This is a genomic window from Amycolatopsis sp. NPDC004378 (assembly GCF_053602455.1).
This window is the reverse complement of the sequence record NZ_JBSGDR010000003.1, coordinates 78,872-101,408: the sequence shown is the minus strand read 5'-3', so window position 1 is coordinate 101,408 and position 22,537 is coordinate 78,872. Positions and strand designations below refer to the sequence as shown.

Sequence of the window (22,537 nt, the reverse complement as noted above, 5' to 3'; positions counted from 1 at the left end):
ATGAACCGGTGGCCATCCGACTGACGCAGTACGCGCACGGCGGCGGCTGCGCGTGCAAGATCCCGCCCGGCGAGCTCGAGGCGGCCGTCCGCGGCCTCACCGGGAGCTCGCCCGCCCACCCGGCGGGCGAGCTCCTCGTCGGTCTCGACACCGGCGACGACGCGGCGGCGGTCCGGATCTCCGGGTCGACCGCGCTCATCGCGACCACCGACTTCTTCACCCCGGTGGTCGACGACGCCTACGACTGGGGCCGGATCGCCGCGGCCAACGCGCTTTCCGACGTCTACGCCATGGGCGGCACGCCGGTGGTCGCGGTCAACCTGCTGGGCTGGCCGCGGGAGACGCTGCCGTTCGAGCTGGCGGGCGAGGTGCTGCGCGGCGGTCTCGACGTGTGCGGCAAGGCCGGCTGCCACCTCGCCGGCGGGCACAGCATCGACGACCCGGAGCCGAAGTACGGGCTGGCCGTCACCGGCGTCGCGGACCCCGCGCGGCTGCTGCGCAACGACGCGGGCCGGGCGGGCGTGCCCCTGACGCTGACCAAGCCCCTGGGCATCGGCGTGCTGAACTCGCGGCACAAGGCCACCGGCGAACGGTTCGCGCAGGCGATCGACGTCATGACGACGTTGAACGACGACGCCGCCCGCGCCGCGCTCGCCGCCGGGGCCGTCTGCGCCACCGACGTCACCGGCTTCGGGTTGCTGGGGCACCTGCACAAGCTGGCGCGGGCCAGCGGCGTCACCGCCCGGATCGACCCGGCGGCGGTGCCGTACGTCGAGGGAGCGCGCGAGGCGGTGCGCGACGGGTACGTCAGCGGCGGCACGCGGCGCAACCTCGACTGGGTGCGCCCGCACGCCGACCTGGCGCGGCTGCCCGAGGACGAGGTGCTGCTGCTGGCCGACGCCCAGACGTCCGGGGGGCTGCTGGTCGCCGGCGAGCTGCCGGGCCACCCGGTGATCGGGGAGCTGCTGCCCCGGTCGGACCACACGATCGTCGCCGGCTGAGTTTCGGGCGCGCGGCCACGGGTACGCGACGCGCATGCCTGCACCGGACCGATCCAGCCTCGAACAGCACCTGGCCGCGACGGAATACCCGTGCGGCCGCGACGAACTCCTGCGCCGGGCCGCCGCGGCCGGCGGCGGCGACTCCGTGCTCGGCTTCCTCGGCGGCCTGCCCGAGGGCGACCGGTACCCGGACTTCGACGCGGTGTGGGAGGCCGTCTCCGCGAAGCGCGTCCGGGGCGCGCCCTAAGCGAGCCGCTCGACGGCGTCGCGGGCCTCCTTCAGGTCCGCTCCCGTGTTCTCGCGGTAGGCCTTGATCGCCTGGATCTTCTTGCCTTCGCGCAGCAGCGCGGTGACCTCGGCGAGCCCCGGCTCCTCGACGGTCACCCCGAGCTGGGCGACGATCGCGTCCAGCTTCCGTTCCATCCGGTCGAGCCGGCGGCTGAGCCTGCGTTCGGTGGCCGAAGACCCCAGGCCGACGACCACGACGAGCAGGACGACGCCGAGCAGCAGCATCCCGTAGTCCATGGCAGGGCATGCTACTTCGCGAAAAGTGTCGGTGCCCGTGGTTAAGGTGCCGGCATGACGACTTTGACCGACCGACCGAACACCGCGTTGCTCGTGGTCGACGTGCAGAACGGCGTGATGGACGGCGCCCACGACCGCTCGGCCGTCATCGCGAACATCGCCGGCCTGGTGGAAAAGGCCCGCGCGGCGGGGACCGAGGTGGTGTGGGTGCAGCACACGAGCGACGAGCTCCCCCGCGGCGGCGAACCGTGGCAGTACGTGCCCGAGCTGGTCCGGCGCGAGGCGGAACCGGTGGTGCACAAGGAGTACGGCGACTCGTTCGAGGCGACGGACCTGGAGGAGGTCCTGGCCGCGCGCGGCATCGGCCGCCTGGTGGTGACGGGAGCCCAGACGGACGCCTGCATCCGCGCCACCCTGCACGGCGCGATCACCCGCGGCTACGACGCGACGCTGGTGTCGGACGCGCACACGACGGAGGACCTTTCGGCGTACGGCGCACCGGCGCCGGGCCAGGTCATCGCGCACACGAACCTGTACTGGCAATACCACACGGCACCGGGCCGGACGGCCGGGATCGTGGCGGCGGCCGAGGTGGAGTTCGGGGTGAAGGCTTCGGCCTGAGCCGCGGCTCTCGAGAACGGTGCCGGGGCGGGCGGGCCGGAACCGCGCTTGGGCCGGGTGCCCGCGGGGCGGCGCCGAGCGGCGGACATCGCCCACACCGCCGACACCCCGCGGACACCACCGACACCCCGCGGACACCACCGACACCGCGCGGACACCGCCGACCCGCGGACACCGCCCACACCGCCGACACCGCGCGGGCACCGCCGCCCCGCGGAGACCGCGGCTGCGGACACCCGCAGCCGCTGGGCGTGCCCCGACCGCTCGGTGTGGCTTGTCGTGAGCGGGAAACCGTGTTTCCCACTCACTACGGAAGCCTTACTTCTCGCGCGTGAAGCCGTAAGCGCGCTCCACCTTGGCCACTTCGATGTGGTAATCCGCGTACCACTGCTCGCGTCCGCGTCGCTGGGCTTCGAGGTGTTCCGGGTGCTGCTTCCACGCCGCGATCGACTCGGCGTCGCGGTAGTACAGCACCGTCAGGTCGCGACCGTCCGGGCCCGTTTTCGATTCGCGGCCCAGGTAGCCCGGCTGGGCTCGGCCGAGCGTGGTCATGCGTTCGTCGAACGACGCGTAGCCGTCCAGGTTGTCCGCGTCGAGGGCGCTGCTGACGATCACCGCGTAGTACGGCGGTTCGGGTCTGGTGAAGGACACGCGCGGAGCCTAGGTCCGCGCGTTCCGCGCACCAACCGATTTCTCACGCCCCGCGCAGGTGGTCGCGCAGGGCGCGTGCGACCCGGGACATCAGCACGTCCGCCTCCGGCTGGAGCACCGCCGGCACCCGCGACTCCGTCAGCGCCACGACTCCGAACAGCCGGCCGTCCGCGTGCTCGACGACGCCCGCTTCGTGCCGCAGGTTCAGCAGCGTCCCCGTCTTCGACGACCAGCGGGCCGCGTCCGAGGCGAAGTCCGGGGTCAGGCGGTGGCGGATCACGTTGTGCGCCATCAGTTCCCGCACCTTCGCGGCCACCGACGGGTCGATCTTCGACGGTGTCCACAACGCCTGCAGCAGGTCGAGCAGGGCCCGCGCCGACGCCGAATTCGCGCGCGTGACGTCGAGCTGCGGGAGGCGGTGGCCCTGGCCGGCCGTGCCCGCGCCGATGGCCAGGGAGTGCGCCAGGTCGGCCTCGCCCGCGTCGAACCGCTCGGCCGGGGTGTCGACGAGGTCCGCCATCAGGTGCCGGACGGCGATCCCGGGCAGTCCCCAGTCGTCCAGCTGTGCCGTGATCCGCGCCGGCGGGGTGAGGCCGAACAGGACGTCGGCGGCCACGCCGTCGCTCAGGGACGTGCTCAGGTAGAGCAGGTCCTCGATCGCGACGCGGGCCGGGTGGCGGAACCGGGTCAGCCCGATCGGCCCGGGCGTGGTGACGCCGCCGGGCGCGACCTCCAGCTGGGTCGCGCCGTCCAGCTCGCCCCGGCGGACGCGCTCGAACGTCGCCGCCGCCAACGGCACCTTGACCAGCGAAGCGATCGGGTACACGCGGTCCGGGTCGATCCCCAGCTCGTGGCCGGAGCGCAGGTCGCGGACCAGGAAGGACCCGCGCAGCCCGCCGTCGTCCAGCTCGGCCCGCAGCTGCCGGACCAGCGCTTCGCCCGTCATCCCTCGACTCCCAAACACCGTCCGACGGCCACCCGCAACCCGTCCCGCAGCCGGTCGGCGTCCGCGGCCAGCGCCGCGGCGACGCCGAACCCGCGGGCCAGCGAAACCTCCCCGACCGGCCGCCAGTGCAGTCCCAGTTCCCCGGCCTGCGCGGCCGAGCACAGCAGCAGGTCCGCCGAACCGAACACGGCCGCGGCGGCCGCGGTGAGCGAGCCCGCCACCTCGACCTGGGCCGGTGGCAGGCCCACCCGGTCCCGGACCCGCAGCAGCCGGTCCCGCACGTGCGGGACGTCGTCCTCCGGCTGGATCCACGCGCGCCGCCGCGGGCCGCCGGACCGCCCGGCCCGCAGGGTCTCCAGGTGCACGACCCGCGTCGACGGCTCGGCCACGCCCGCCAGTCCCAGCGGCACCGACCACACGCCCTCGTCGGCCGGGACCGCGACGAGCGCGGCCCGCACCTCCTGCGTCCGGACGAGCTCGGCGCGCTCCCCCGGCGGCGCGACGCGGAACTCCAGGTGGACCTCGAGCGCACGGGCCTCGGCGACGAGCTCCGCGAGGTCACGCACCCCGCAGGTGTCCGGGACGGCCACGCGCATCGGCCGCAGCCGGGCGCGCCGGGCGTCGTGCTCCAGCGCGTCGGCGAGCTGCACCAGCCGCCGGGCCGTGGGCAGCACGTCGCGCCCGAACGGCGTGAGCCGCGCCCGCCGGGTCGAGCGGTCGAACAGCTGCTCGCCGAAGTGCCGTTCCAGCGCGGCGATGCGCCGGCTGGCGACCGGCTGCGGGATGTGCGCCACGGCGGCACCGGCCGTGAAGCTCCCCGCCTCGCTCACGCTCACGAACGCCCTGCAGCCGCCGACCAGGTCCACGACCGCACTCTATGCGATTCCGGCATCGAACCGCGCGTTTCCGTCTTGGACAGCATCGGCGAACCCGGCGAGACTGCGGATGTCGATCATGACCGGAAAGGATGCACCGTGCCGTTCCCCCACGTCCGGCGGGCCGCGCTCGCCGCGCTGGCCTTCGTTTCGCTCACCGCCTGCGCGGCCGAAGCCCCGGCTCCCCCTGCCTCACCGACGCCCACGACGGCGAGCGCGCCGCAAGCCGACTTCGCGCCGCTGGAGCGGGAGTTCGACGCCCGTCTCGGCGTGTACGCCGTGGACACCGGCACCGGCCGCGAACTCGCCCACCGCGCCGACGAACGCTTCGGCTACGCCTCGACGCACAAGGCGTTCTCGTCCGCCGCCGTGCTGCAGCGCACGAGCGTCGAAGGACTCGCGAAGGTGCTGAAGTACACCCGCGCCGGCCTGCAACCGAACTCCCCGGTCACCGAAAAGCACGTCGGCACCGGCATTTCGCTGCGCGACGCGATCGACGCGGCCCTGCGCTACAGCGACAACACGGCCGCGAACCTGCTGTTCGAGGAACTCGGCGGACCGCCGGGGCTCGCCGCCGCGCTCCGCGGGATCGGCGACACGACCACGCACGTCGACCGGACCGAGCCCGGTCTCAACGACCTCTCGCCGGGCGACGTCCGCGACACCAGCACGCCCCGCGCGATGGCCGGCAGCCTGCGCGCGTTCACCCTCGGTGACGTGCTGCCGCCGGAGCAGCGGAAGATCCTCACGGACACGATGCGCGCCAACCTGACCGGCGCGACGGTGATCCGGGCCGGCACGCCCGCGGGCTGGACCGTCGCCGACAAGACCGGCACCGGCGACTACGCCACGCGCAACGACATCGCCGTCGTCTGGCCGCCCGGGCGCGCCCCGATCGTGCTGGTCGTCATGTCCGACAAGAAGACGAAGGACGCGAAGCCGGACGACCGGGTGATCGCGGAGGCCGCGAAGCTGGTCTTCAACGCTCTTCGGTGAGGATCCGGGCCTCGAGATCGACGCCGTGGGTGCCGACGACCTCGGCCCGCACGAGCGAACCCGGCTCGGGTGCCGCGCCGCCCGGCCCCGCCGGTGCCTTCCTCGTCGGAGTAGTCGCGGGAAGTGCCCGGAACCGGTCAGTCACCACCGAACAGGCGCCGGACCTCGGTTTCGACGTCTTCGAGCCACTGCGCGCGGCGATGGTCGTCCGCGTCGGCCACGACGCGCAGCACGAGCCGGCGCACCTCGGGCTCGCCGAGGTAGGGCGCCAGGCAACGCCGCCAGATCGCGTCCAGGGGGTCGCCGAAGAGCGTCCGCTCCCGGTCCTCGGGAGTGTCGGACGTGTTGACGACCAGCAGCCGCCGCACCGGGAGCAGCGGTTCGGGCGCGCCGCCGGCGTCGTCGAGGCGGTACGCGACGCCGGGGACGAGGATCCGGTCGAGCCAGCCGCCGAGGATGGCGGGCGGCTTGCCCCACCAGTTCGGGTGGACCGCGACGAGCCCGCCGGCCTCCCGCAGGTCGTCCCGGTGCCGGCGTACCAACGGATCCGTTTCGGCGGCGAGGAACTCCTCCGCCCGGGTCCCGCTCGTGTACGCCTCTTCCGCCTTGAGCACCGGGTCGAAGCCTTCGGCGTACAGGTCGTGGAAACGCACTTCCCGGCCCGACCGCGTCAGCGTGTCGCGGACCCGCGCGGCGAGCGCGTGGTTGAAGCTCCCCGGCCGCGGGTGGGCCAGCAGGACCACCACCGTCTCGTCGCTCACGGTGTCAGCTTGCCAGGGAGATCAGCCCGCGTTCGCCAGCAGCCCCGGCCCCGAGGGCGCGCTCTCCATCAGGCACGAGTGGCACGGCATGCCGCGCAGCCCGTCCAGGACCTCGGCGTCGCCGGGGAAGATCGCTTCCCCGCACAGCGCCGTCAGCCGGTCGGGCACCTTGCCCGGGGCGGGAACGGGGATCAGGTGGCAGACGCGTCTGCTCTCGCCCACGACGCCTCGGCGCAGCCGCACCAGCGCGAGCATTCCACCGTTTTCACCCATACCGGAACGGTAGGCCGAACGGCGGACCCGGGCTTCGTGCTCACGACCCAACGATCTTCGGCGCCGGTGGTCCGGGATACCAAAGTCACGCCGGGGAGAGCACCGCCGCGCCCAGGCGCAGGCTCAGGTTGAGCGCGAGCTCGACGTCCAGGCGGCTGTCGGCGAGCCCGCGCGGCAGCAGCTCCTGCGCCTTGCGGACGCGGTACTGCACCGAGTTCTTGTGCATCGTCAGTTCGGCGGCGGCCGCGGTGTAGCTGCCGCCGGTCGCGAGGAACACGCGAAGGGTTTCGCGCAGCCGCCCGCAGTTCTCGTCGTCGGCGCTCAGCGGGCCGAGCGTGCTCGCGACCCACAGCCGGGCCGCGTTGAGGTCGCTCGACATCAGCGCCACCGTGCCGACCTCGCGGAAGGTCAGGGCACGGTCGCAGTGCTCCCCGGCGGCCAGCGCCAGGGCGTGCACCCGGCGGGCCTGCTGGTGGGTGTCGCGGAAGCCCGCAACACCCGTGCCGGGGTCGCCGATAGTCACGCGCACGCCCGGGTCGGACCCGGCGAGCACCGCGTCGAGGTGCTCGCGGCCGACCGTCGCCCCCGGCGCGAGCGGGAGCCACACCCACGCGCCGGCCTGGTCGCGGGGCACGAACAGGGGCCGGCCCTCGCCGCCGGCCCGCTCCAGCACCGCCCCCGCGACCGACTCCAGCAACGACAGGGCGTCGTCGACGTAGGCCTCCGACGCGTGCCAGACGATCATCCCGACGTGCCGGCCGCGCAGCCGGTAGCCGATCACCGCCTCGGCCGCGTCGACGTCGGGCGGGCCGCCGTTCTCGCCGAGCAGGTCGAGCACCTTCGCCGCTCGCGCGGCGCTGCGGTTGAGCAGCCACTTGTCGCGTTCGTCCTGGTAGACGCCGACGAGCTGGCGCACCACCCGGGTGATGAACTCGTAGGCGACCTTGAGCAGCCGGCGCATCATCGCCCCGAGCAGGGCCGCGTCGTCGACCACCCGGACGCACTCCTGGAACCCGAAGTCGAGCATCGCGGCCTGCCCGAGGTCGTACGCGCGGATCAGGTCGAACACGGGCGTGCCGCGCTGGGCCAGCCGGCGCGCGTACTCCATCGCCGCGGCCGGTGGTTCCACGTTCGCCGGGTCGATGCCGTGGCGGAAGATCTGCAGGGCGGTCTCGATGTTCTGGTAGACGCTCGCCGTCAGCAGGCTCACCATGCGCTCGTCGTCGTTGACCAGCTGCGGCAGGTCGGCGGCGTAGAGCTGCACCAGCTCGCCGGTGAGCTCGCCCGCCCGCTCCGCCAGGGTGGCGGCGACCTGCCGGATGCGGTCCGAGACGACTTCTTCGTCGACCATGGAGCCACTTTACGGGGTGGTCGATCAAGCCCGTCCGGCGAACGCGCCGATCAAGGCGGACGTTTCGGCCGGGGCTTGAACTTCGCTCGCCCGGGTCACGGCAGGTCCGTTCCGCCGGCCTCCGGGCGCGGGGTGGCGAGCGCGCCGTTGAGCAGGGCGTCGAACGCCCACCGCGCGCGAGCGGGGCCCGGACCGGACACCAGGTCGCTGCCCAGCGCGGCGATGTGCGGGTGGGTTTCGGGCGACGCGGTGGCGACGGATTCGACCATGACGTCGTGCTCGCGGCCGGCCCCGGGCCGCTCCCGGCGGCTGCCGTGCTCGACGGCGGTCGCGGTGGCGGTCAGCAGCAGCACGTCGACGGCCCAGGCGGCCTGCCCGGCGGGCATCCCGCCCTCGGCGAGCAGCGCGAGCACGGCTTCGACGACGCCCAGGTAGTGCGGCCCGCTCAGCCGGGTCACCAGCGCGACCCGGGCGAGGCTCGGGTGCGCGAACAGCACCGACCGGTAGGAGTCCAGCACCGCCCAGAGGCGCTCGCGCCAGTCCCCCGCGCCGCCGAGGCCGACCTCCGCGAGCAGCTCGTCGAGGACCGCGGCGTGCAGCTCTTCGGTGTCCTTGACGTAGACGTAGAGCGAGGCCGCGCCGGTGTCGAGCTCCTTGGCGAGCCGGCGCATGGTGACCCGCTCGACGCCTTCGGCGCGCATGACCGCGACGGCGGTGGCCACGATCCCGTCGCGGGTCAGTGCCGGTTTCGCCGGACGCTCCCGGCGGTTGTACGTGCGTTCCGGAGCCATGCCGCCATGGTAGCGAACATGTTCGTTCCGAGCATGTTCGCCACCGTGACACGGGGCCGCGTCGCCGTTTTTCCACCGTGAAAAGGCGATACGAAAAGAATCGGAAACACCGGCGAAACAGGACCAGTACGCAAACTGGTCTGGACCATAGGGGGAAGATCACCCGGATGGCGGTTTCCCGTTACACCGCAACCTAAAGTGTCTGGTATAGACCACTGCGGCAAGCAGCCGCAATTGCTCCGCCGAAAAACCGGTTAAGCAACTTTCGGAGGGTGCGTGAATCATTTACGACCGGTATATCTGAGCGCATCGACCCCGCAGAGGCCGGGCACGGCTCCGGCCGGTTCGAGGCCGCCCGCGACACCACCGGAGGCACCATGTCCCGCTTGGACCCGGCCCGCGAGCACGTCATCGGGCTCTACCGCATCGTCATCGGCTTCCTGTTCGCCTGCCACGGCTTGAAAACGCTCTTCGGCCTCTTCGGCGCGAAGGCACCCGCCGCCGTCGGGGCGTGGCCGGGCTGGTGGGCCGCGGTGATCCAGCTCGTCTGCGGCGCGCTGGTCTGCGTGGGTCTCGGCAGCCGCGCCGCGGCCGTCCTCGGGTCCGGCTCGATGGCCTTCGCCTACTTCACCGTGCACCTGCCGGACGGCCTGTTCCCGATCCAGAACGGCGGCGAAGCTGCGGCGCTCTTCTGCTGGGGCCTGCTCGTCGTCGCGTTCGCCGGCCCCGGCCGCTTCGCGCTCGGCAACCTGCCCGCCCTGCAGCGGAGTTCGCGGCCGGCCCGCGAGCGCGTCACCGCCTAGGAGCGCGAAATCCCCACGCCGCCGCGCGTGTCGGCGCCGTACTTCGCCAGCTCGCCCGCGAGGTCGAGCCGGCCGATGACCTTGCTCTTCGCGCGGTCGTCGTCGGTCAGCAGCTCGCGCGGGATGATCCAGACCACTTCGAACTCGAGCCCGCTGGGATCCTTGGCGTACAAGGACTTCGTGGTGCCGTGGTCGGAGGAGCCGACCAGCGCGCCGGCCGCCTCGAGCTTGCCGGCGAGCCGCTCGAGGTCGCCGAGCGTGTCGACCTCCCACGCGAGGTGGTACAGGCCGACCGACGTCTGGCCGGCGCCCGAGTTCCCGGCGTGCGGGCCGAGCTCGAAGAGGCCGAGGTCGTGGTCGTTGGCCGAGCCGGGGGCCCGCAGGAACGCCGCGCCGCGGTGGCTGTCGCCGCCTTCGATGTAGTCGAAGCCCAGCACGTCCCGGTAGAACGCGACGCTTTCGGCCAAATCCCGGACGTACAACACGGCGTGGTTCAGGCGAAAGATCGACATCGGGGCTCCCGCGCGCGGCACAATCGATTGAAGTTTCAACTTCAGGCTACCACGAAGGACACTCCCCAGAGCCGCCCGAGCCACGCCGCGTAGCGCTCGTCCGGCCACCCGCGTTCCTCGACGAGGTGCTGCCACAGCGTCCCGTCCGTCGTGGACCACAGCACGTCGCGGCACTCCTCCTCCGCGACCGCCAGCTGTCCGGTCTCCGCGGCCGCGCGGGCGTGCTCGGCCATCGAGTCCAGCCGCTGGCGGTCGATCTCGGCGAGCATCGCCGCCGCCGAGGGGTCGCTCGCCGCCGCTCCGCGCACCGCGCCGTGCAGGCGCGCGGTCCGGCGCATCGCCGCGGTGTTGAAGACCGCGAACGCCGCGAACCGCTGCCGCAGGTCGGACTCGGCGAACACGGCCCGCAGCTCCGGGCGCTCCAGCAGCGGGACGTCTTCGGCGTCCCCGCCGACCGTCACATCCCAGGTCCGGTGCAGCAGCCCCGGTTTGTTCTTGAAGGCCGAATAGACCGTCTCGGGCGCGACGCCGGCTTCACGCGCGACATCCGCGATGGTCGTCCGGCCGTAACCCTTCGTGACGAAAAGGTCGTGCGCCGCGCTCAGGATGCGGCGCCGGTTCTCCCCGGCCTGTGCCTGCCGACGGCTGGCGTCGTAGCGGCGCTTGACGGGCCCACTCATCCGATACATCCTCACTGTATTGAAAACAGCACGACTGTATTGGAGTCATCATGCCCTCCGCCACCGAAGCGTTCCTGGCCGAGATGCTGCCCCGGCAGACCGCCGCCGAACGCGCCATCCACCACGGCGACCCGGCACCGCGCACCGCGCTCTGGTCGAAGGCCGATCCGGTGAGCCTTTTCGGTGCCTGGCTGCCGATCCGCACGGGCTGGGCCGACGTGAGCGACGCGTTCGGCCGGGTCGCCGCCCAGTTCTCCGACTCGCGCGAGTACCGCTTCGAGGTGGTCGCGGCCGGCGCGAGCGGTGACCTCGCCTACACGATCGGCTTCGAGCACAACACCGTGTCGGTCAACGGCAGACCGACGACGTACACGCTGCGCGTCACGCACGTGTACCGCCGCGAAGAGGGCGAGTGGAAGATCGTCCACCGCCACGGCGACCGGCCGCCGGACGAGCCCGGCCCCGGGTCGGCGCTCCACTCTCGGTAGGTGCGGTGACCGACCGGGCGACAAACCTTCGACACCGCATCGAGGCCCTGGTCAGATGCCCCGGCGGTACGTAGGTTTGGTCCACCGCAGGACACCGTGTCAGCTGTCCCGCGGGCGGTGATGCCCCCGGATCCGACCTTTCCCCGAAGCCAAGTCCGGGGCATCACCGCACTTTCAGCTGACGGTGCCGCTCTCCCACCACCAGCTCTGCGAGCCGTAGGCGTACTCGACCCGGCTGTCCACGTGCTGGTGCGCGTCCGAGAGGGTGTACCGCTCGAGGCCGGAGAAGCCGCAGGCCTCGGCGAGCACGTAGACCTGGCGCGTGCTCAGCCCGCTCACGTAGGCGTCCGCCGCGACACCGTAGAGGTGCATGCTGTTCGACGCGCCGCCGACGGCCTGGTTGTGCGCGATGCTGCGGAAGCCGGACGAGATCGTGATCGCGCGGCCGCCTGCCTTGAGCCGCAACGCTTCCAGCTTGTACATCAGCCGCCGGACGTTCTCCTTGACCGTCGCCGCGCCGACCTTCCCGCCGCTGAAGCCGGTGCCGTCGTTCGACGTGAATTCGCCGAACTCGAAGTGCGCGGTCGACCCGTCGGCTGACTCGAGCGCGTTGAGCGCCGCGAAGTCGTCGGCGTCGGCGATCCCGTTGGCGGTCAGGTGGTTCGCGGCCTGGAAGCGCTTGAGCGCGGCGGCCGTGGCCGGCCCGAAGTCGCCGTCGGTGGCGACGTACGTCTGCTTCGGACCGTCGGCGGCCCAGCCGGCGATCCGGATCTGGAGTTCCTCGACGGCGGCGCCGGTCGAGCCGGACTGCAGGGAAGCCGGCCACGAGTAGGCCTCCGCGATCGCGGGGAACGCCGCCAGCGCGGCGACACCACCGGCCACGACGAGCCCGGACTTGAGCAGCGTGCGGCGGTCGAAACGGGACGGGCTCATCGAGACCTCCGTGGTCTTTCGGCGACGGGGGTGAAGTGGACACCCGGCGGCCAAACATCCGCCAACCCCCGACCCCGGCGCACTTCCGGCCACGGCGGCGCTCGTGAATTCCCCACGGCCACATTTACATACATACGCCATGTATGTATTCTCGCCGGCATGACGACACGCAGCGAATCCTTGGGTCAGGAGCACCGGGTCCGGCTGCCCGCCGGCGAGGTGCGGTACTTCGAACGGGGCGAAGGCGCTCCCGTGGTGTTCGTCCACGGGGTGCTGACGAACGCCGAGCTGTGGCGGAAGGTGGTGCCGGACGTCGCCGCCGCGGGGTTCCGGTGCCTGGCCCCCGACCTGCCGCTCGGCTCGCACGACCTCCCGATGCGCGCGGACGCCGACCTCTCCCCCACCGGCAACGCCGATGTCATCGCCGACTTCCTCGAGGCGCTCGACCTGCGTGAAGTCACGCTCGTCGCGAACGACACCGGCGGCGCGCTGACGCAGATCCTGCTCAGCCGGCGGCCGGACCGCGTCGGGCGGGTCGTGCTCACGCCGTCGGACTGCTTCGAGTACTTCTTCCCGCCGATCTTCAAGACCCTGCCACTGGTCGCGAAGATTCCCGGCTCGATCGCGGTGCTGGCCCAGCTGCTGCGCTTCCGCGTGCTCTACCCGCTGCCGGTGCTCTTCGGCTGGGTGGTCAAACGACCTTTGCCGGACGACGTGACGCAGGCCTACCTCTCGCCGCTGCGGAAGTCCGCCGGGGTGCGCCGCGACCTGCGCAAGCTGCTGCGGGACGTGCACCCGCGGCACACGCTCGCCGCCGCCGGAAAGCTGCGGACCTTCGACCGGCCCGTCCTGCTCGCCTGGGCCGCCGAGGACAAGCTGTTCCCGATCGAGCTGGCCCACCGCCTCGCCGCGCTGCTGCCGGACGCGAAGCTCGTCGAGATCCCGGACTCCTACACCTTCGTGTCCGAAGACCAGCCGGCGGCGCTGGCCGGGCACATCGTCGAGTTCGCGGGCGTCATGGCAGATTAGGCGGGTGCGACGTACCCAGCAGGACCGTTCCGCCGGCACGAAGGCCGCCCTGGTCGCCGCCGCGCGCGAGCTGTTCGCCGCCCGCGGCTACCAGGCCGTGCCGGCGGACGAGATCACCCGCGCCGCCGGGGTCACGCGCGGCGCGCTGTACCACCACTATTCCGACAAGCAGGGCCTGTTCCGGGCCGTCGTCGAGGAGCTCGAACGCGAGCTGACCGAGGAGGTCGAGGCGGCCTTCTCCGGGGCCGCGGACCCGCTCACCGGCATGCTGCGGGGGCTCGGCGTGTTCCTCGACGCCTGCCTGCGCGAGGAGGTCCGCCGCATCTCGCTCGACGAAGCGCCCGCCGTGCTGGGCTGGGACGTCTGGCGCGAGATCGAGGAGGAACACGGGCTCGGCCTGCTCGTCACCGTGCTCGAGCGGGCCAGGACGGACGGGCTGATCGTGGAGATGCCCGTCCGCGCCCTGGCCCAGCTCGTGCTCAGCGCGGTGATGGAAGCGGCCCGGATGATCGCCGCGGCGGACGACCCGGCCGTGACGCGCGCCGAGGTCCAGCAGGTCCTGGCCGGCTGGCTCGGCGGCCTCCTGCGGACCTAGCGCGTCCGGTAGGTGCTGAGCACCGCGGGCCCGACCGTCGTGCTGGACACCAGCTTCAGGTCGGCGGGTGCCGAGCCGTCGAAGAGCCGCCGGCCCTCGCCCACCAGGCTCGGGAAGACGAGCAGGCGGTACTCGTCGACCAGGCCGTGCGTCGCGAGCTCCCGGGCGACCCCGACCGAACCGATCACGATCACGTCGCGCTCCTCGCGCGCCACCGCGTCGGCGAGATCTCCCTGCAGCAGCGTGGAGTTCCGCCACGCGGACACGTCGTCGAGCGTCCGCGAGGCGACCAGCTTCGACGCCGCGTTGAGCCGGTCCGGGAACTCGCCCGACCGACCCGGCCACAGCTTCGAGAACAGCTCCCAGGTCGTCCGGCCGAGCAGCAGGACGCCGGTGTCGAGCAGGGTGCCGAGCCGGAACTTGTCCCCGGCGACGGCCTCGGGGCCGTGCCGGAACGCCCAGCCGCCGAACGCCGTGCCGCCGGCGCCGTCCGGGTCCTCGACGACGCCGTCCAGGGTGAGGAATTCGACGACGATCACGCTCATGGCCACTCCCGGTGGGTTCTCGCCGCACCCTCGTGGCGCGGTCTCACCGGTATCTACCGGCGGCGGTCGCCGGATTCATCGGTCAGGTCGGAAGGAGTTGTGCCCTCGGGGACGTCGACCGCGTCGAACCAGCCGCACGCGGGCTCGCCGGGCGGCCGGTCGAACCGCGTCACGTACGGCTTGACGTCGAGCACGGGCGTGCCGTCGAGCAGGTCGACCCCGGCGAACCGGATCGTGGCGCCGCGGACGTCGAGGATCCGGACCAGGCTCAGCCCGATCGGGTTCGGCCGCCGCGGGCCGCGGGTGGCGAAGATGCCCATCCGGCGGCCTTCGCGGCGGAGCAGGAACGGGACCTGCGTCAGCCCGCCCGGCCGGCCGGGCCGGTCCAGCAGGCTCACCAGCCACGCGTAGTCGAAGCCGGCCAGGCCCGCGAGGCCTTCGGCGAACCGCTCGTCGAGCTCGATCGTGCCTTCCTCGGCCCGGTTCGCGGCCGCCTGGACGGGCGTGTGCTCGAGCTCCGTGCGCGCGGTCCGCACGACACCGATCGGGGTCATCGGGCCAGCCTAGGACGCCCGACCGGTGCCGCGCGCGAACGCTAGGCCGTGACGAGCGACAGGCCGTAGGTCTGCAGGATCTCGTTCACCGGCTGGAACCACGTCTCGCCGCCGGAGCTGCAGTTGCCCCAGCCGCCGGAGGTGACGCCCTGGGCCTGGTCACCGGTGATGAAGGAGCCGCCGGAGTCGCCGGGCTCGGCGCAGACGTTGGTCCGGGTCACCTGGTAGACGGCGCCCTGGGCGTAGTTGACCGTCTCGTTCAGGCCTTCGACGACCCCGCAGTGCCAGTGCGTCGTCGAGCCCGAGCGGCAGACCGACGTGCCGACCGGCGCGACCCAGGAACCGCGGACCAGCGCGTCGCTGACCGTGCCCCAGCCGAGCACGACCGGCGCGGTCCACCAGCCGTTGCCGATGCGGATGAACGAGTAGTCGTTGCCGGGGAAGGAAGAGCCGGCGAACGTGCCCATCGCCGAGCCGTCCCAGCCGACGACCGAGCTGCCGACGCCGCCGCAGTGGCCGGCGCTCACGAAGCCGCCCTGCACGGAGAAGCCGATCGAGCAGCGTGTGTTGCCGTTGATGTAGTACGGGTCGCCGCCGACGGTGCCCGCCGAGAACGGCCGGGCGGCCGGCGCGGTCGCCACGGTGACCGGACCCGCTTCGCGGGCCTTCGCCAGGAACGCGTCGACGTCGGCGCCGTGCGCGCCCGGCCGCAGGGTGACCACGACGCTGCCCGCGCGCGGGTCGGTGCGCCAGCCGCTGACGGCCGCGGGGGCCGGCTTCGCCTTGGCCGAGGCGTCGATCGCGGCCTTCGCCGCGTCCAGCTTCGCGGCGCTGACCCGGGCGGGAGCGGCTTCCGCGCCGGTCTTGCGAACGGCCGAGGCCGCGGCCGGGTCGGTCACGCCGACGACGAGCTTGCCGAGCGCGGGGTCGAACCAGGCACCGCCGAACGCGGCCCCGGCGGCCTGCTGTGCGGCCGGCAGCACGCGCGAGGCCGTCGTCTCCTGGCCGAGGCGGGCTTCGGCCTGAGCGGCGGTCAGGCCGAAATCCCGTTGCATGGCGGCGATCAACCCGGGTGACGCGACGGCCGGGCTGAGCGAGGCGGAAGCGAGGCTCGCGGTGAGGACCGCGGCGCCGCCGAGGGCGAGGGCGATTCTTCGACGCATGAGGTCTCCTTCGTGGCAGGGGGAAAGAAACTCACTGTGGGCCGAGTGTGCGGTGAGGCCGGGCGAGTGGTCCAGATTTGTCCGGTCTTCTGTCCGGAATTCGCGGAGGCGAACGACTGTCCATTGCGGACTTGATCTTTATCTCTGTTGCGCCACAACACTTTCGGAGCACGCGAAAGAGCCGCGAGCCGGGCTCTCCCGTCCGCGTCGACGAAGGTCTGGACCAAGTACAGCACGCGGACGCGAGCGGCGGCCGGAACCAGAGTCTGCGGGGCAGCAGACGTGCATGACCGTCCCTCGACGGCCGGCCGTTGACATCCGACAGCGCGGCAAGCCAGAATCGTATTTCCTATAGGATTCTGCGTCAGGGGGATCGTTGACTGTCGTCACGCGGGCCGAGGCCTTTCTCGTCGACGTCGAGGTCGAGCGGGCCCGGACCGACGCGGTGCAGGCGTTCACGTCCCAGGAAACCGTGTTCGTGGAGCTGACCACGGCCGACGGCGGCAGCGGGCTCGGCTACTCGTACACGATCGGCACCGGCGGCAGCTCCGTCGTCGCCCTGCTGCGCGACCACCTGCTCCCCCGGCTCGTCGGCCGGGACTCGAGGCTGGTCGAGGCGCTCTGGCGGGACCTGTTCGCGGCCACGCGCGCGACGACCGTCGGTGCGATCACCTCGCTCGCGCTCGCCGCCGTCGACACCGCGTTGTGGGACCTGAAGTGCCGCCGGGCCGGCGAACCGCTGTGGCGCGCCGCCGGCGGATTCCGGCCCCGCGTTCCGTTGTACGACACCGAGGGCGGCTGGCTGCACCTGAGCACCGAGGAGCTCGTCGCGGGCGCGAAGTCCGCCGTGGCGGCCGGCTGGGGCGGGGTCAAGGTCAAGATCGGCAAGCCGGACGCGAGCGAGGACCTCGAACGGCTCACCGCGGTCCGCGAGGCCGTCGGGCCGCGGTTCGACCTGATGGTGGACGCGAACCAGTCGATGACCGCCGCCGAAGCCGTCCGCCGGGCGGCCGCGTTCGGCGGCCTCGACCTGTCCTGGCTGGAAGAACCGCTGCCGGCCGACGACGTCAGCGGGCACGCGCGGCTCGCCGCGTCGACGTCGATCCCGGTCGCCGTGGGCGAGTCGCTGTACTCGATCGCGCAGTTCCGCGACTACCTGCACCGCGACGCGGCGGCGATCCTGCAGCCCGACGCCGCCCGGCTCGGCGGCATCACGCCGTGGCTGAAGGTCGCCCACCTCGCCGAGGCGCACAACGTCGAGGTGTGCCCGCACTTCCTGATGGAACTGCACGTCAGCCTGACCGCGGCGGTGCCGAACGGCCGGTACGTCGAGCACATCCCCCAGCTGCGCGCGATCACGCGCACCGAACTGACCGTCGAAAACGGCCACGCGGTGCCCCCGGAAACGCCCGGGCTCGGAATCGACTGGGACCGCGACGCGATGGACGACCGCCGTACGGTGTGACGAAGAATCGCTCGCGGGAAATCGTGGACACAGCACCGCCCGGCCACCCGGAAAACGGGCAGCCGGACGGTTCCGTGCTGAATCAGATTTCGTCGACGTGGTAGGTGTACACCCGCGCCGGAACCAGCAGTGCGCCGGAGCATTCCGCCGTCGCCGGACCGAACCCGTAGGACACGAAATCCCCGGCGGCGAACCAGAAGACGTTGCCGTCCGAGCAGTGCGCGATCACCCGGTACCCGTAGCCCTCCCCCGGCAGGCAGCTCACCGAAACGCCCTGTCCGAAGAGGATTCCGTACCGCTCGGCGAAACAGCCGGGCGGCGCGAAGTCGCGTTCGGCGGCGGCCGCGGGACCGACCGCCAGACCCAGCAGGGAAAACACGGTGACCGCGAGTACCGCCAGCTTTTTGCGCAAACCGCTTCGCATGACCACTCCTCAGCGCGGAGAACCCCGACGTTATGAAGCGTAGGAGCGCGAAAGAATTACCGGCAATTCATCGGGCCAGTGAAAACCCGCGCAGCGGATAGTCACCACGCTGCTCCATCCGAGCTAGCCCGCGCCGGGAAACGCAAGCGGACGGGTGAGCATTTCCCCGGCGGCTCACGCAAACCCGACCGCGCCCGGCGTTCTTCGCGGCGTGGATCCGCACCTCGCTGGACGGTTTGGGCGACCGCGGGACAAGCCCCGCGCCCGCACCGAGCGCGGCATGTTCTCGCGCCGGCCGGCACCGAGGTGTGCCGGGCGAGCGCGCACCCGTCCCCGCGGCCGGTCGGCAGCAGGTCTCCGCCGCCGATGCGTCGGCGGGCCGGGCAAGTGCCCGGCCCGGCCCGCCGCCGGGGGTCAGTGGGCGAAGGCGGTCAGGAAGCGGTCGCGGAAGGAGTCCATCTTCCAGACCGGGGCCTGCGCCGCCGGGTGGAGGCCGTCCGTCCAGCCCCAGCCGGAAATGCGGTCCAGCACCTTCGGGTCCTTCGCCACGATCGTGATCGGGACGTCGTGCACCGCGCCCTGCGGGGTCACCACCGGGGGCTGGTGGTCGCCCAGGAAGACCAGCACGGTGTTCTCGTCGCCGTAGTGCTGCATGAACGAGATCAGCGTCTTCAGCGCGTAGTCCGTGGCGTCGCGGTAGGCGTCGCGGATCTTGGCGGGGTCCTTCCAGACCGACTCCGGCGCCTCCCCCGCCGCCGGCTGCGGCGCGAACACCGAGCCGTCGCCGACCTGGTTCCAGTCCACCAGCCACGGGCGCGGGGACCACGGCGCGTGGCTGGAAACCAGGTCCACCTCGGCCATCACCGGCTTCTGGCTCGACTTCGCGAGTTCGGTGCGCTGCAGCATCGACAGCGTGAACTGGTCGGGCATCGTGGCGTAGGCGTAGCCCGGCCCCCGGTAGCCGACGTGGTGGGCGTCGTAGTAGGCGTCCGGGTGGTAGAACCGCTGACCCTCCGGCCAGTCCTTCGTGTGCGCCGGGACGTCCCAGACGGTCTTCCAGCCCGCCCGCTGGAACGCGCCGCCGAGCGTCAGCCGGTCGCTGCCGAGGAGGTCGTTGTAGCGCTGCTGGTTGTCGATCCACATCCCGGACTGGACGGTCGAGTGCGCGAGCCAGCTCCCGCCCCCGAACGTCGAGGACGAGAGGAACGCGCTCTTGGCGCCGATGCCCGCCGCGCGCAGCTCGGCCGTGCCCGCGTCGAGCGTCGCCCCGATCTTCGTCCCGATCGCCGGGTCGTCGAGCGCGATCCGGCCGTAGCTCTCGACGAAGGTGAGCACGACGTTCTTGCCGCGCAGACCATTCAGCAGCTGGTCACCGGGGGTGGCGCGGAACGCGTCTTCGGCCGCGACCTCGCCGAACGGCCGCTGCTCGCGCAGGTCCGCGCCGACCTGGCGCAGGTCGCCGTAGGCCAGCGCGGCCGCGCTCTGCGCGGCGAGCGGCTGCCCCGGCGCGATCTCGACGCCGAACACCGAGCAGACGATCCAGACGACCCCCAGCACGGCCACGACGCGCGTCGATTCGGTGCGGCGCCCGGCGGCGACCCGGGTCAGCCGCAGCATCGCCAGGACCATCAGCACGACCACGGCGACCGCGAGCAGGCCGGCGCCGGCGAGCACGGCGAGCGCGCCCGCGTCCCCGATCTGCCCGGCGAGGAACTCGACCCCGGCGCTGAAGAAACTCCAGTCGTAGACCGGGTCGAACGGCTTCTCCAGGGTCGCGTAGAAGCCCGTGTCGAGCGCCTTCAGCACGACGAGCAGGCCGAGCACCACCCCGACGGCGACCGCGACCACCCGGCGGGCGCGCGGCGGCAGGACCAGCACGAACGCCGCGACGATGAGCCCCTCGACCGGCACCCGCACCATTGCCTCGCCGGAGAACGCCGTGAGGTCGTCCGGGGCGAGCAGCGCGAACAGCACGAGCAGCGCGGCCAGCACCGTCAGGATCCGGCCGGCGACGACGTGCCGGCGGCCGAGCCGGGGCAGGCCGAATTCGGGGAGCGGGGTGGTCGGTCCGGTTCGTCCGGGCATGCTGGCCTCACGTCGTTCGCGGCGGTGACCGCGCGGCCCGTGCGGCCGGGCCGGCGATCCTCACCCGGTATACGGGTCGCGGCGCCGGGAGGTTCACGCGGGCGGCCGGAGTACAGCCGTTCCGGGACGATCCGGACGCCGGCCGGCCGGCGTCCGGTTCCGGCGGCGGGGTGCGTCCGCCCAGGTACCGGTCGTACATTCCGTGCAGCGGCGCCTTTTCCGGGTCGGCGGCAGCCACGGCGATCCCGGGCAGCCGTGGAACTCCGCGCCGGCGGCGGCTTTGACGCCGACCACACGACGTGGGCGACGCCGGCCGCCGGGGCGAAAGGAATCGGGCGCTACCCGAACTCCGCGTGTTCAAACCCGGACCACCGGCTTTCACCCGGGAAAGGGGCCGTATTACCCACGACAGGGGAGTGCATACGGCCATTCGGTTGCGGGCCCGCTGCGCCGGTGATGTCCTCGGGGGGTCCGAAGATCGGATTCCGAACGGAGGCCGACCCGATGAATCTGTTCGACAAGGCGAAAGAGGCTCTGGGCAAGCACCCGGACCAGGCCGACCAAGGCGTCGACAAGGCGGCCGATGCCGCCAAGCAGCGCTTCGGCGACCACGCCGACAAGATCGACCAGGGCTCGGAAAAGGTGAAGGACTTCCTGCACAAGCAGGACGGCGGCGGGCAGGACGCGCCCCCGCAGTGATCCGGCGCCGGTAGCCGCCCAGCCGTCCGGGGGAAGCGCGCTTCGCTTTCCCCGCGGCTGGGTACCACCGGCTCCGTGGTCGCCACCTACCTCGTCCCCGTCCGGACGGCCCTCATCCTCTTCCCGTTCCTCGTGCTGGCCGTCATGCTCCCGGCCGCGTTCGTCAGCTACCGCCGCCGGGGCCGTGCCGGCGGGTGGCCGACCTTCGTCTTCTACACGTTCCTCTTCTACCTGCTGGCGATCGCGACGCAGACGGTGCTGCCGCTGCCCGCCGATCCGGCGTACTGCGCGGGTCACACCTACGCGAGTTCTCCGCAGTTGCGGCCTTTCTACTTCGTCGAAGTCGTCGCGCAGCGCGCTCGCGGTCACTGGAGTCCCGGCGCGCTGCTGCACAACCCGGCGGTCTGGACCACCGCGCTCAACGTCGTGATGCTGGTACCGCTCGGCTTCTACGTGCGCTACGCGCAGAAGATGCGGCTGATCCCCGCGACGCTGGTCGGTTTCGGCGTTTCCCTGTTCTTCGAACTGACGCAGCTGACCGGCCTGTGGTTCGTCTACCCGTGCCCGTACCGGCTCTTCAGCGTGGACGACCTGATCCTCAACACCGCCGGCGTCGTCGTCGGCTGGGTCCTCGCCGGCCCGCTCGGCCGGCTGCTCCCCTCCCCGGAGCCGGAACACGAGCGGCGCCGCTACGCCGCCAAGGTCACGTTCACCCGGCGGCTGTTCGCGCTGGCCACCGACCTGCTCGGGTTCGCCGCCCTGCTCGGCTTCCTGTTCGGCCTGCTGACGCTGTTCGGCGAGGACCTGACCCACCGCGACACGCCGGTCGTGATCCTCGCCGTGGTGTGGTTCGTGGTGCTGCCCGCGGTGACCGGCTCGACGCCCGGCAAACGGGCGATGCTGCTGCGCGTGACGCGCCGCGGCGGCCGCCGGGCCGGACCGGTCGCGCTGCTGGTCCGCAACGGCGTCCTGCTTTCGCCGCTCTGGCTGACGTGGCTGGTGCTGGACCTGGACCACTGGGATCTCGGCGCGCACCCCGAGCGGTTGCTGCTGCCCGCCGGGCTCGCCGCCGCCGTGTTCGTGGTCGGCGTCTGGACGCCGCTGGCGGTGCTGCTGGACAGCGAGCACCGGGCGCCTTACGAGCGCCTGACCAGGACCGTCAACGCCGCCATCGTGCCACCGGGGGTGCCCGAGCCCGAACCGGCACCCGCGCCCGCGGCGCGCACGGAGGTCCTCAAAGGACGGTGACACGGTGCTGCCCGGGATCCGCGGCGCTGGTAGATTGCCACGGGAGCAGGGTTGAGCCGCCAGCCCGCGTCCCCGATCCCCCATTCTGGAGCCCTGCATGACCACCGACGCTACGCGGCCCCGGCAGCGGTTCTCCGGTGGCGGCTGGTCCCTCGAAGTCCGCGACGACGGTGACCCGCACGTCTACACCCTGAGCGGCGAGTTCGACTTCGCCGTTTCGGCGAAGCTCGCCGACCTGCTCCCCGGCGATCCCGGCGCCGTCCGGGTCGTGCTGGACATGACCGAGGTCGAGTACTGCGACTCCAGCTGCCTGCAGGTCCTGCTGCGGCTGGGCGGCAGCCTGCGTGAAGCCGGCGGCCGGCTGGCCCTGGTGACGACCGTGCACGCCGTCGTCCGCCCGATCGAGCTGCTGGGCCTCGGCGACGTCATGCCGGTGCGCCCCAGCTTCGCCGCGGCCCTCGCCTCCTGGGGCGAGGAAGCATGACGGCCTCCGGCACCCGTGTCAGCGGGCCCGGTTCCGGGC

At 72.4% G+C, this 22,537-nt stretch carries 29 protein-coding genes; 12 read left to right on the top strand and 17 right to left on the bottom strand.

What is annotated here, in order from left to right; translation table 11 throughout:
* Positions 1-8 precede the first annotated feature (8 nt).
* Both selD and ACWEN0_RS12095 read left to right on the top strand, forming a co-directional pair.
* Positions 9-1,001, top strand: coding sequence for a selenide, water dikinase SelD (selD, locus tag ACWEN0_RS12100; RefSeq protein ID WP_451972219.1), 993 nt, complete (start codon positions 9-11; stop codon positions 999-1,001).
* 34 nt (positions 1,002-1,035) lie between these two features.
* Entirely contained in the window at positions 1,036-1,248 is a 213-nt protein-coding gene (locus ACWEN0_RS12095; RefSeq protein ID WP_451972217.1) for a DUF2795 domain-containing protein, read from the top strand.
* On the opposite strand, the gene ACWEN0_RS12090 is transcribed toward ACWEN0_RS12095, so the two are convergent.
* On the bottom strand, positions 1,245-1,526 hold the full coding sequence (locus ACWEN0_RS12090; RefSeq protein WP_451972215.1) for a hypothetical protein: 282 nt from the start codon (positions 1,524-1,526) through the stop codon (positions 1,245-1,247). The two genes, ACWEN0_RS12095 and ACWEN0_RS12090, sit on opposite strands and share 4 nt — an antisense overlap.
* A 54-nt stretch (positions 1,527-1,580) precedes the next feature.
* Between ACWEN0_RS12090 and ACWEN0_RS12085 the strand changes: the two genes are divergently transcribed.
* On the top strand, positions 1,581-2,147 hold the full coding sequence (locus tag ACWEN0_RS12085) for a cysteine hydrolase family protein (RefSeq protein ID WP_451972213.1): 567 nt from the start codon (positions 1,581-1,583) through the stop codon (positions 2,145-2,147).
* A 318-nt stretch (positions 2,148-2,465) separates the two neighbouring features.
* Here the strand turns inward: ACWEN0_RS12085 and ACWEN0_RS12080 are convergent, their stop codons facing one another.
* From ACWEN0_RS12080 to ACWEN0_RS12070, 3 genes are read right to left on the bottom strand one after another with little or no spacing between them, the layout of a single operon-like run.
* The gene (locus ACWEN0_RS12080; RefSeq protein ID WP_451972211.1) at positions 2,466-2,798 is read right to left on the bottom strand and encodes an antibiotic biosynthesis monooxygenase family protein; all 333 of its coding nucleotides are present in this window, start codon (positions 2,796-2,798) and stop codon (positions 2,466-2,468) included.
* Between the two features lie 43 nt (positions 2,799-2,841).
* Positions 2,842-3,744: a serine hydrolase gene (locus ACWEN0_RS12075; protein ID WP_451972209.1), complete on the bottom strand. Its 903-nt coding sequence runs from the start codon at positions 3,742-3,744 to the stop codon at positions 2,842-2,844.
* Complete coding sequence (locus tag ACWEN0_RS12070; RefSeq protein WP_451972207.1) at positions 3,741-4,610, bottom strand: LysR family transcriptional regulator; 870 nt, start codon at positions 4,608-4,610, stop codon at positions 3,741-3,743. The genes ACWEN0_RS12075 and ACWEN0_RS12070 overlap by 4 nt, the downstream gene beginning before the upstream one ends.
* A 108-nt stretch (positions 4,611-4,718) precedes the next feature.
* Here ACWEN0_RS12070 and bla point away from each other — a divergent pair, with 108 nt between their 5' ends.
* Positions 4,719-5,615: a class A beta-lactamase gene (gene bla / locus ACWEN0_RS12065; protein WP_451972205.1), complete on the top strand. Its 897-nt coding sequence runs from the start codon at positions 4,719-4,721 to the stop codon at positions 5,613-5,615.
* Here bla and ACWEN0_RS12060 read toward each other — a convergent pair.
* From ACWEN0_RS12060 to ACWEN0_RS12040, 5 genes are all read right to left on the bottom strand, one after another.
* Positions 5,599-5,760, bottom strand: coding sequence for a hypothetical protein (locus ACWEN0_RS12060; RefSeq protein ID WP_451972204.1), 162 nt, complete (start codon positions 5,758-5,760; stop codon positions 5,599-5,601). The genes bla and ACWEN0_RS12060 overlap by 17 nt on opposite strands.
* On the bottom strand, positions 5,753-6,376 hold the full coding sequence (locus tag ACWEN0_RS12055) for an NAD(P)H-dependent oxidoreductase (protein WP_451972202.1): 624 nt from the start codon (positions 6,374-6,376) through the stop codon (positions 5,753-5,755). The genes ACWEN0_RS12060 and ACWEN0_RS12055 overlap by 8 nt, the downstream gene beginning before the upstream one ends.
* Before the next feature lie 21 nt (positions 6,377-6,397).
* The gene (locus tag ACWEN0_RS12050; RefSeq protein WP_451973292.1) at positions 6,398-6,631 is read right to left on the bottom strand and encodes a hypothetical protein; all 234 of its coding nucleotides are present in this window, start codon (positions 6,629-6,631) and stop codon (positions 6,398-6,400) included.
* Between the two features lie 103 nt (positions 6,632-6,734).
* Positions 6,735-8,000, bottom strand: coding sequence for a PucR family transcriptional regulator (locus ACWEN0_RS12045; RefSeq protein ID WP_451972200.1), 1,266 nt, complete (start codon positions 7,998-8,000; stop codon positions 6,735-6,737).
* Positions 8,001-8,095: 95 nt separating this feature from the next.
* Positions 8,096-8,791, bottom strand: a complete 696-nt coding sequence (locus ACWEN0_RS12040) for a TetR/AcrR family transcriptional regulator (RefSeq protein ID WP_451972198.1) — start codon at positions 8,789-8,791, stop codon at positions 8,096-8,098.
* 377 nt (positions 8,792-9,168) lie between these two features.
* Between ACWEN0_RS12040 and ACWEN0_RS12035 the strand changes: the two genes are divergently transcribed.
* Positions 9,169-9,594, top strand: coding sequence for a DoxX family protein (locus ACWEN0_RS12035; RefSeq protein WP_451973290.1), 426 nt, complete (start codon positions 9,169-9,171; stop codon positions 9,592-9,594).
* On the opposite strand, the gene ACWEN0_RS12030 is transcribed toward ACWEN0_RS12035, so the two are convergent.
* Both ACWEN0_RS12030 and ACWEN0_RS12025 read right to left on the bottom strand, forming a co-directional pair.
* Positions 9,591-10,106, bottom strand: coding sequence for a VOC family protein (locus ACWEN0_RS12030; protein WP_451972196.1), 516 nt, complete (start codon positions 10,104-10,106; stop codon positions 9,591-9,593). The genes ACWEN0_RS12035 and ACWEN0_RS12030 overlap by 4 nt on opposite strands.
* 41 nt (positions 10,107-10,147) lie before the next feature.
* A complete protein-coding gene (locus tag ACWEN0_RS12025) occupies positions 10,148-10,786 on the bottom strand; it encodes a TetR/AcrR family transcriptional regulator (RefSeq protein ID WP_451972194.1) in 639 nt (212 codons plus the stop codon).
* A gap of 50 nt (positions 10,787-10,836) precedes the next feature.
* On the opposite strand from ACWEN0_RS12025, the gene ACWEN0_RS12020 reads away from it, so the two are divergent.
* Positions 10,837-11,274 (top strand): YybH family protein, encoded by a 438-nt coding sequence (locus ACWEN0_RS12020; protein ID WP_451972192.1) that lies wholly within the window; start codon positions 10,837-10,839, stop codon positions 11,272-11,274.
* A gap of 174 nt (positions 11,275-11,448) precedes the next feature.
* Here ACWEN0_RS12020 and ACWEN0_RS12015 read toward each other — a convergent pair whose 3' ends face one another.
* Positions 11,449-12,207 carry a D-Ala-D-Ala carboxypeptidase family metallohydrolase gene (locus ACWEN0_RS12015; protein ID WP_451972190.1) on the bottom strand — a complete coding sequence of 253 codons (759 nt, stop codon included), beginning with the start codon at positions 12,205-12,207 and terminating at the stop codon, positions 11,449-11,451.
* A 159-nt stretch (positions 12,208-12,366) separates the two neighbouring features.
* Here ACWEN0_RS12015 and ACWEN0_RS12010 point away from each other — a divergent pair, with 159 nt between their 5' ends.
* Together ACWEN0_RS12010 and ACWEN0_RS12005 are read left to right on the top strand one after the other, a co-directional pair.
* The gene (locus tag ACWEN0_RS12010) at positions 12,367-13,236 is read left to right on the top strand and encodes an alpha/beta fold hydrolase (RefSeq protein ID WP_451972188.1); all 870 of its coding nucleotides are present in this window, start codon (positions 12,367-12,369) and stop codon (positions 13,234-13,236) included.
* Between the two features lie 4 nt (positions 13,237-13,240).
* On the top strand, positions 13,241-13,831 hold the full coding sequence (locus ACWEN0_RS12005) for a TetR/AcrR family transcriptional regulator (protein WP_451972186.1): 591 nt from the start codon (positions 13,241-13,243) through the stop codon (positions 13,829-13,831).
* Here the strand turns inward: ACWEN0_RS12005 and ACWEN0_RS12000 are convergent.
* The 3 genes from ACWEN0_RS12000 to ACWEN0_RS11990 are packed head-to-tail and all read right to left on the bottom strand — an operon-like array spanning position 13,828 to position 16,093.
* Complete coding sequence (locus tag ACWEN0_RS12000; protein WP_451972184.1) at positions 13,828-14,376, bottom strand: dihydrofolate reductase family protein; 549 nt, start codon at positions 14,374-14,376, stop codon at positions 13,828-13,830. The genes ACWEN0_RS12005 and ACWEN0_RS12000 overlap by 4 nt on opposite strands.
* 53 nt (positions 14,377-14,429) lie before the next feature.
* The gene (gene tsaA / locus ACWEN0_RS11995) at positions 14,430-14,930 is read right to left on the bottom strand and encodes a tRNA (N6-threonylcarbamoyladenosine(37)-N6)-methyltransferase TrmO (RefSeq protein WP_451972182.1); all 501 of its coding nucleotides are present in this window, start codon (positions 14,928-14,930) and stop codon (positions 14,430-14,432) included.
* Positions 14,931-14,971: 41 nt separating this feature from the next.
* Positions 14,972-16,093 (bottom strand): S1 family peptidase, encoded by a 1,122-nt coding sequence (locus ACWEN0_RS11990; protein WP_451972180.1) that lies wholly within the window; start codon positions 16,091-16,093, stop codon positions 14,972-14,974.
* A 376-nt stretch (positions 16,094-16,469) separates the two neighbouring features.
* Between ACWEN0_RS11990 and ACWEN0_RS11985 the strand changes: the two genes are divergently transcribed.
* Positions 16,470-17,558, top strand: coding sequence for a mandelate racemase/muconate lactonizing enzyme family protein (locus ACWEN0_RS11985; protein WP_451972178.1), 1,089 nt, complete (start codon positions 16,470-16,472; stop codon positions 17,556-17,558).
* An 82-nt stretch (positions 17,559-17,640) separates the two neighbouring features.
* Here the strand turns inward: ACWEN0_RS11985 and ACWEN0_RS11980 are convergent, their stop codons facing one another.
* Positions 17,641-17,982 carry a hypothetical protein gene (locus tag ACWEN0_RS11980; protein ID WP_451972176.1) on the bottom strand — a complete coding sequence of 114 codons (342 nt, stop codon included), beginning with the start codon at positions 17,980-17,982 and terminating at the stop codon, positions 17,641-17,643.
* 414 nt (positions 17,983-18,396) lie between these two features.
* Positions 18,397-20,067: a sulfatase-like hydrolase/transferase gene (locus ACWEN0_RS11975; RefSeq protein ID WP_451972174.1), complete on the bottom strand. Its 1,671-nt coding sequence runs from the start codon at positions 20,065-20,067 to the stop codon at positions 18,397-18,399.
* Between the two features lie 504 nt (positions 20,068-20,571).
* On the opposite strand from ACWEN0_RS11975, the gene ACWEN0_RS11970 reads away from it, so the two are divergent.
* The 3 genes from ACWEN0_RS11970 to ACWEN0_RS11960 all read left to right on the top strand — a co-directional run bounded on the left by ACWEN0_RS11970 (position 20,572) and on the right by ACWEN0_RS11960 (position 22,498).
* Positions 20,572-20,766 (top strand): antitoxin, encoded by a 195-nt coding sequence (locus ACWEN0_RS11970; protein WP_451972172.1) that lies wholly within the window; start codon positions 20,572-20,574, stop codon positions 20,764-20,766.
* Positions 20,767-20,841: 75 nt separating this feature from the next.
* Positions 20,842-22,014 carry a VanZ family protein gene (locus ACWEN0_RS11965; RefSeq protein WP_451972170.1) on the top strand — a complete coding sequence of 391 codons (1,173 nt, stop codon included), beginning with the start codon at positions 20,842-20,844 and terminating at the stop codon, positions 22,012-22,014.
* Positions 22,015-22,111: 97 nt separating this feature from the next.
* Positions 22,112-22,498 (top strand): STAS domain-containing protein, encoded by a 387-nt coding sequence (locus ACWEN0_RS11960; protein WP_451972168.1) that lies wholly within the window; start codon positions 22,112-22,114, stop codon positions 22,496-22,498.
* Positions 22,499-22,537: the final 39 nt, after the last annotated feature.

What these genes read in the sequence shown, in the direction of transcription:
- ACWEN0_RS12095 (WP_451972217.1), top strand. Translation starts at nt 1,036, where the DNA reads ATGCCTGCACCGGACCGATCCAGCCTCGAACAGCACCTGGCCGCGACG.
- ACWEN0_RS12090 (WP_451972215.1), bottom strand. Translation starts at nt 1,526, where the DNA reads ATGGACTACGGGATGCTGCTGCTCGGCGTCGTCCTGCTCGTCGTGGTC.
- ACWEN0_RS12085 (WP_451972213.1), top strand. Translation starts at nt 1,581, where the DNA reads ATGACGACTTTGACCGACCGACCGAACACCGCGTTGCTCGTGGTCGAC.
- ACWEN0_RS12075 (WP_451972209.1), bottom strand. Translation starts at nt 3,744, where the DNA reads ATGACGGGCGAAGCGCTGGTCCGGCAGCTGCGGGCCGAGCTGGACGAC.
- ACWEN0_RS12050 (WP_451973292.1), bottom strand. Translation starts at nt 6,631, where the DNA reads ATGCTCGCGCTGGTGCGGCTGCGCCGAGGCGTCGTGGGCGAGAGCAGA.
- ACWEN0_RS12045 (WP_451972200.1), bottom strand. Translation starts at nt 8,000, where the DNA reads ATGGTCGACGAAGAAGTCGTCTCGGACCGCATCCGGCAGGTCGCCGCC.
- ACWEN0_RS12040 (WP_451972198.1), bottom strand. Translation starts at nt 8,791, where the DNA reads ATGGCTCCGGAACGCACGTACAACCGCCGGGAGCGTCCGGCGAAACCG.
- ACWEN0_RS12035 (WP_451973290.1), top strand. Translation starts at nt 9,169, where the DNA reads ATGTCCCGCTTGGACCCGGCCCGCGAGCACGTCATCGGGCTCTACCGC.
- ACWEN0_RS12030 (WP_451972196.1), bottom strand. Translation starts at nt 10,106, where the DNA reads ATGTCGATCTTTCGCCTGAACCACGCCGTGTTGTACGTCCGGGATTTG.
- ACWEN0_RS12025 (WP_451972194.1), bottom strand. Translation starts at nt 10,786, where the DNA reads ATGAGTGGGCCCGTCAAGCGCCGCTACGACGCCAGCCGTCGGCAGGCA.
- ACWEN0_RS12020 (WP_451972192.1), top strand. Translation starts at nt 10,837, where the DNA reads ATGCCCTCCGCCACCGAAGCGTTCCTGGCCGAGATGCTGCCCCGGCAG.
- ACWEN0_RS12015 (WP_451972190.1), bottom strand. Translation starts at nt 12,207, where the DNA reads ATGAGCCCGTCCCGTTTCGACCGCCGCACGCTGCTCAAGTCCGGGCTC.
- ACWEN0_RS12010 (WP_451972188.1), top strand. Translation starts at nt 12,367, where the DNA reads ATGACGACACGCAGCGAATCCTTGGGTCAGGAGCACCGGGTCCGGCTG.
- ACWEN0_RS12000 (WP_451972184.1), bottom strand. Translation starts at nt 14,376, where the DNA reads ATGAGCGTGATCGTCGTCGAATTCCTCACCCTGGACGGCGTCGTCGAG.
- tsaA (WP_451972182.1), bottom strand. Translation starts at nt 14,930, where the DNA reads ATGACCCCGATCGGTGTCGTGCGGACCGCGCGCACGGAGCTCGAGCAC.
- ACWEN0_RS11990 (WP_451972180.1), bottom strand. Translation starts at nt 16,093, where the DNA reads ATGCGTCGAAGAATCGCCCTCGCCCTCGGCGGCGCCGCGGTCCTCACC.
- ACWEN0_RS11980 (WP_451972176.1), bottom strand. Translation starts at nt 17,982, where the DNA reads ATGCGAAGCGGTTTGCGCAAAAAGCTGGCGGTACTCGCGGTCACCGTG.
- ACWEN0_RS11975 (WP_451972174.1), bottom strand. Translation starts at nt 20,067, where the DNA reads ATGCCCGGACGAACCGGACCGACCACCCCGCTCCCCGAATTCGGCCTG.
- ACWEN0_RS11970 (WP_451972172.1), top strand. Translation starts at nt 20,572, where the DNA reads ATGAATCTGTTCGACAAGGCGAAAGAGGCTCTGGGCAAGCACCCGGAC.
- ACWEN0_RS11960 (WP_451972168.1), top strand. Translation starts at nt 22,112, where the DNA reads ATGACCACCGACGCTACGCGGCCCCGGCAGCGGTTCTCCGGTGGCGGC.